The sequence below is a fragment of the uncultured Turicibacter sp. genome, assembly GCF_938044715.1.
Classification (GTDB): domain Bacteria; phylum Bacillota_I; class Bacilli_A; order MOL361; family Turicibacteraceae; genus Turicibacter; species Turicibacter sanguinis.
In genome coordinates, this window is record NZ_CALIOS010000026.1 from 1 (window position 1) to 5,321 (window position 5,321).

Annotated in this window: 6 protein-coding genes; 4 read left to right on the forward strand and 2 right to left on the reverse strand. The window is 36.0% G+C overall.

The features are described from left to right. Positions 1 to 383 precede the first annotated feature (383 nt). Both QWC74_RS02785 and QWC74_RS02790 read left to right on the forward strand, forming a co-directional pair. A complete protein-coding gene (locus QWC74_RS02785; RefSeq protein ID WP_006784397.1) occupies positions 384 to 806 on the forward strand; it encodes an N-acetyltransferase in 423 nt (140 codons plus the stop codon). Between the two features lie 116 nt (positions 807 to 922). Continuing rightward, positions 923 to 1,732, forward strand: coding sequence for a type II CAAX prenyl endopeptidase Rce1 family protein (locus QWC74_RS02790; RefSeq protein WP_006784396.1), 810 nt, complete (start codon positions 923 to 925; stop codon positions 1,730 to 1,732). Between the two features lie 48 nt (positions 1,733 to 1,780). Here QWC74_RS02790 and QWC74_RS02795 read toward each other — a convergent pair whose 3' ends face one another. Beyond that, positions 1,781 to 3,154 (reverse strand): sensor histidine kinase KdpD, encoded by a 1,374-nt coding sequence (locus QWC74_RS02795; protein WP_006784395.1) that lies wholly within the window; start codon positions 3,152 to 3,154, stop codon positions 1,781 to 1,783. Continuing rightward, a complete protein-coding gene (locus QWC74_RS02800) occupies positions 3,154 to 3,828 on the reverse strand; it encodes a response regulator transcription factor (RefSeq protein WP_006784394.1) in 675 nt (224 codons plus the stop codon). Before QWC74_RS02800 ends, QWC74_RS02795 begins: the two co-directional genes overlap by 1 nt. A gap of 147 nt (positions 3,829 to 3,975) precedes the next feature. On the opposite strand from QWC74_RS02800, the gene QWC74_RS02805 reads away from it, so the two are divergent. Continuing rightward, positions 3,976 to 4,638, forward strand: coding sequence for a hypothetical protein (locus QWC74_RS02805; protein WP_006784393.1), 663 nt, complete (start codon positions 3,976 to 3,978; stop codon positions 4,636 to 4,638). 155 nt (positions 4,639 to 4,793) lie between these two features. Next, on the forward strand, positions 4,794 to 5,321 hold a 528-nt coding region (locus QWC74_RS02810; RefSeq protein ID WP_288993906.1), incomplete at its 3' end, for a Sip1-related alpha-galactosidase.

Here is a 5,321-nt window from a genome sequence, read left to right on the forward strand (position 1 = left end):
AACAAAGATCCTATTTATGAGTTTTTTTGTGTCGCACTTAATATTACAATCTGTCTTATATTAAAATAAGGTTGTGGTTGTATTCAAAATATATTATAATCAATTGAAAGAAATCGTTATTTAATTTACTCGTAGGAATGTTAATGACTATTTTAGTTGATATAGATAAGTAATTATTTGGATTGCAGACAAAGTTAGCAGTTTATGTTTTAGAGGTGAATCAGCTTGGCTTGGTTCGATATGTGTATTGGGGCGAATGTTTGTAGTCTTTGGGGATGGATTCGATTCATGGAATTACGAGTAAGGAGCGCTTATTTTTTTGTTTGTGTTTTTGTCGAATTAAGGTAAAATATGAAGATACTATATCAAAAGGGGAGTTTGAGATGAAGAAATTGATGGAGAGTTGTCTTGAAGATATCGAGTTTGTGGAGCGCCAGTTAGTTGACTTTAACGAGTCACATGTTCCATTTGAATTGACGGTCCCTTTTAATCAGTTTAATCAGCATATTAAAGATGAATCGGGATGTATTATTGCTGGAATTAATTGTGTTTATTACGCGTGGCATTGTATTTATATTGATGCATTATGGGTGAGTGAGGAGCACCGTGGTATGGGGCTCGCCTCAGAGTTATTAACTAAAATTGAGCAACTAGGACGTGAGTATGGGTGCCATTTAATTCACTTAGATACATTTGATTTTCAAGCGAAAGATTTTTATTTGAAGCATGGATACGAGATTCATGGAGTGCTTGAGGATTGTCCAAAAGGTCATGAGCGTTATTATATGAAGAAGGTGCTAGTTTAGCACTTTTTTTGTTAGGTTTATGTAAAGACTTAGTCAAGTTTTAGCTTTAAACGTCACATTGCTCATATTTTGATGTCATATCGATATGTTTTATAGAGAGTGATAGGAGGGTCAGTATGAGTGGTCAGTTTAAAGATCAGTGTCGTAAGATTCCGTTGATTTCTTCGAACTGGTTTTGGTATGTATTGGTTGTTTTTGGATTTTTATTTTTATTAAAGACGCCTGTTTTGGCAGGGAATCCATATAGTGAGTTCTTTTTGATGTCTTATCATGGAGTCTTTTTGATTTTTTCAGTGACGATAGGTTTTAAAGAGATGGCACCACTTTATAATAAAGAGGGTGGAATATGGCGGATGCTTCTTCTAGCAGGGGCCATTTTGTTCTTTTCGGCATTGGTTGAAGGGGTTGTGGGGGGATTTTTAGCAGCAGATGATCCGCAACAGTTGGAGCAGTATAGTTTTGAGTTATCTAGAAGGTATGTAACTGTTAGTTTTGTACGCTATGCACTGGTCGGGATTGGGGAAGAATTGTTTAAGTATATGATTTTCTTGATTCTTTACTATCCGTTGTGTAAGTTGTTCAAAAGCTATTGGTTACCATTGTTGATTTCAACCTTTGTGACGTGCTTTTTCTTTGGATTTTTACATGCCAATTATAATCCAGATGAATGGTTAACTATAACGTTAATTATTGCTTCGGGCGCTGTGGTTTATTTTTATTTCTTGATCAAGTATCAGACGATTATCCCGCTGATGTTTGCCCACTTTTTCCAAGATTTTTTAGTATCGCTTGAGTTAACAGAGCAATTAGAAGGCATATATGGCTTAACTTTTTTACTCATTTATATGGTGGTACTGATTTATATTTTTGGAAAAATGATAAAAGAGCTATTTAAAGGAATTAAAGAGAAGTTTATTGATAAATAAGTCAAAAGGAACTCATCCAAAAAAGTGGTGAGTTCCTATTTTATAAAGTTATAAAGTAATCGTGATGGTTAACCCATTTCCACGCGTACTAGAGGCCGAGATGATTCCCTCGTGAAGTTTCACGATATCGTAAGCAATCGCAAGTCCTAGGCCAGAACCAACGTTTGGTTTCTTTGTATTAGTTCCGCGATAATAACGTTTAAAAATATGTAGTAGGTCTTCTTCGCAAACTCCGACTCCATTGTCCTTTAGGGTGATGGTATGATCTTTGATATCGATTGAAATGAGGACAGATTCCTCGTTGTGAGTGATGGCATTCATCATTAAATTGGTGAAGACACGTCTCATTAGTAACTCATCGAGCATCAGGGGGATATATTCGTTATCGTAAGAGAACTGGATGTTATAGTTCTCGTATTTTGGGTCATTCATTATCTCAATGATAACGTGACGTAAAAGCGAAACAAGATTGACCTGCTTTTTATTAAGGATAAATTCTTTATTTTTAAGTCGTGTCGAAAGATTCAAATCATCTACAAGATTCTTGATATAGTCTGATTTTTCAATAATGGTTTGCGCTGACTTTTGGCGAGATATGAGATCCATTTCATAACTCATATCGGCCATGATTTCGGCATTTCCTCTGATGGAAGTTAGAGGAGTTTTAATATCGTGTGAGATGTTAGCAATCCATTCTTCTCGGACGGTATCCATTTGTTGACGCTCATACTGTGCAACTTGAAGTTGCTGTGATAAATCTGTAATTCTGTCTTCTACTTCACGATAAAGACTTGGTTTTTGATTTGGCTTTAGATAATGTCCTTTGGATAAGGAAACGATATTTTGAATGATGTCATTCAGTGGTTTAACAAGATAGCGCGTTGAGATATAGCTAATGAAGAGGGCGATTAGACAGTTAACGATTAACATTAATAGAATATTATGTGTCATCATCATCTCTTCAGTATTGTAGTGAAGGGTGTAACGTCTGACTAAATCGAGTGGAAAAAATAATAAATAGGTAAGATGTGATTCATTTAATTGAATATCATTTATAAAGATTGTGCTCGATTCATTAGTTTGATACAAATCAATGAGTTGTTTGTTTGTATAAACACTTGGAATGTTATCAGGCAATTGATAAGCATAAACTTCTTGTTTTTGTTCGTTAATTATTTGAAGACTGACGTGAGATTCGTCAAGAAGTTTCTTTCCTTCTTCAGTGATCGTTAAATCTTCGGTGATATAGTTCGCAAATTGCTCAACAAATTGGTTGATGTAATGTTCGCCATATTGATATTCATCTGAGTGTGCTTTAAAGTGATAGCTTCTAAAGGTAACGAGACCGATATTGACAATGGCTAAGGTAATCAGGGCAATACATAGGGTTAGAAAGAAGTGTAAGGTTAATTTTTTCTTCATTAGTAATCCTCTTTGTAGACAAATTTATAACCAAGTCCGATGATGGTTGTGATGTGTTTGGGTTTAGAAGGATCGACTTCGATTTTTTTTCGAAGTCTTCGGATATGTACCGAGATGGTATTATCAAATTCAAAGTAGTCCTCTCCCCAGACTTCATGACAAATTTGTTCTTTGCTGACGATTTTATTCGCATGACGGACAAGGTACATGAGGAGTTTGTATTCCTTTGCTGTTAAGTCAAGAGGTTCATTATTTTTTGAAACGATGCCGTCTGTAATGGTAATGTTGCCAAATTGGATGGTTTTGGTTGTCGTTTTGAGACGAGCTTTGACACGGAAGGCGACTTCTTTGGCACTAAAGGGTTTGGTAATATAGTCATCAGCTCCGAGTGCAAAACCGAGTAGTCTATCGAATTCTTCTGTTTTAGCTGAGATGAAGAGAACGGGAATTTGACGATGTTGATGGATTTCTTTGATGAGTTGGTGCCCACTTAGATCGGGGAGCATGACGTCAAGTAGGACGAGGTCTGGATTTAAGGCTTTAAGCAGTGATAAGGCTTCAGTTCCAGTTGTGGCATGAAAGATGTGGGAAAATCCTTCATGTTTTAAGACGGTTTCTAGTAGTTCAATAATTTCAATTTCATCATCTACAATTAAAATTTTATTAGAAATCATAAGGTTTCTCCTTTAATTGGTCATTTTTTAGCTCATTATACCACAGAATTTAAAGAGTTAAGATGGATTTAAGATGGTGTTCATAAGGGTGTCAGGTGCGTGAGGTATGATAAGGTTGTCAATCAGATGTTGAAAGGGGAAATTTTGATGCAAGCTATTATGGAAACGGCTTTTGATGTCGTTTATTTATGTACGGTCATCACGCTTGGTATGACGATGGTTCGTAAAGGAAAGACAACGAATACGAAGTTATTTGGTTATATGGCCATTATTTTAGGATGCGGGGATGCATTCCACTTAGTCCCACGTTCTTATGCGTTGTTAACAAAAGGACTTGAAGCCAATGCAGCAGCACTTGGATTTGGTAAATTTGTGACGTCGATTACGATGACTGTCTTTTATGTAGTACTTTATCATATTTGGCAAAAACGATATCGCGTCCAAAATACAAAAGGGTTAACACTTGCGATTTATGCATTAGCGATTGTACGTATTGTGTTATGTTTATTACCTCAAAATGAGTGGTTAAATTATAATGCCCCCGTTTCGTGGGGAGTTTATCGAAACATTCCGTTTGCGATTATGGGCTTAATGATTATCTATCTATTCTATAAAGAAGCAAAAGCGCATCAAGACTCAACGTTCAAATGGATGTGGCTGGCAATCGTTTTATCATTTGCCTTTTATATCCCGGTTGTCTTATGGGCCACCACATTCCGTTTAATTGGAATGTTAATGATTCCTAAAACACTTGCCTATGTGTGGGTTGTTTGGATGGGATATCAATCATTTAAGCAAGAAAGTAAATAATGTAAAAAGGAGTAACGGTCGTTACTCCTTTTTTATGGAAAAATTTAAAACATACATTTAGACATAGCAAGACAAACATTCAAACATATTAAAAACGTTTTTATTTAGTTATAATGAGAGTGTTATCAATCTTTTAGTGTAAGAGGAGAGTTTGTATGAAGAGACAGGTTGTTAAAGCAAGTGAGCAGGTTGTTATTGAATATAGTGAAGAATTAGTTCGTTTTATGGGGTTAAATTTAGCAAAGGATTTTTGGTGGATGAAGCCGTTTTATGGGACGTATTTTGATGAAATGCCATCACGCGTACAGTTTTTGATTGGGGAATATGAAAATGAGTTAGGGGAAAGTCGCTATTTAGTGGTGATTCCATGTGTGGATCAGGATCAATTGGGGGAGCTTGTTGTAGAGGTAAATCATTTGGTGATCCGCTCTGTTTTACCTTCAACGAATGATGAAGCTATCATTGGCGTGGCTATTTCTGATTGTTTAGAAATCGAGGATGGAATTAGGGAAGCTGTGACGATTTTAGCAAGTGAGATTGAAGGATTTAATTTGCGTGAAACAAAGTCGGTTCCAACGTATTATGATTATTTGGGTTGGTGTACATGGGATGTGTTTTATCGTGAGGTCAGTGAAGCGGGAGTTATGGAGGCGTTAGAGGTTTTTAAAGAACGTGGTGTGAAG

Bases quoted from the DNA above. Each gene is read 5' to 3' on its own strand.
- QWC74_RS02785 (WP_006784397.1), top strand. From the start codon at position 384: ATGAAGAAATTGATGGAGAGTTGTCTTGAAGATATCGAGTTTGTGGAG.
- QWC74_RS02790 (WP_006784396.1), top strand. From the start codon at position 923: ATGAGTGGTCAGTTTAAAGATCAGTGTCGTAAGATTCCGTTGATTTCT.
- QWC74_RS02795 (WP_006784395.1), bottom strand. From the start codon at position 3,154: ATGAAGAAAAAATTAACCTTACACTTCTTTCTAACCCTATGTATTGCC.
- QWC74_RS02800 (WP_006784394.1), bottom strand. From the start codon at position 3,828: ATGATTTCTAATAAAATTTTAATTGTAGATGATGAAATTGAAATTATT.
- QWC74_RS02805 (WP_006784393.1), top strand. From the start codon at position 3,976: ATGCAAGCTATTATGGAAACGGCTTTTGATGTCGTTTATTTATGTACG.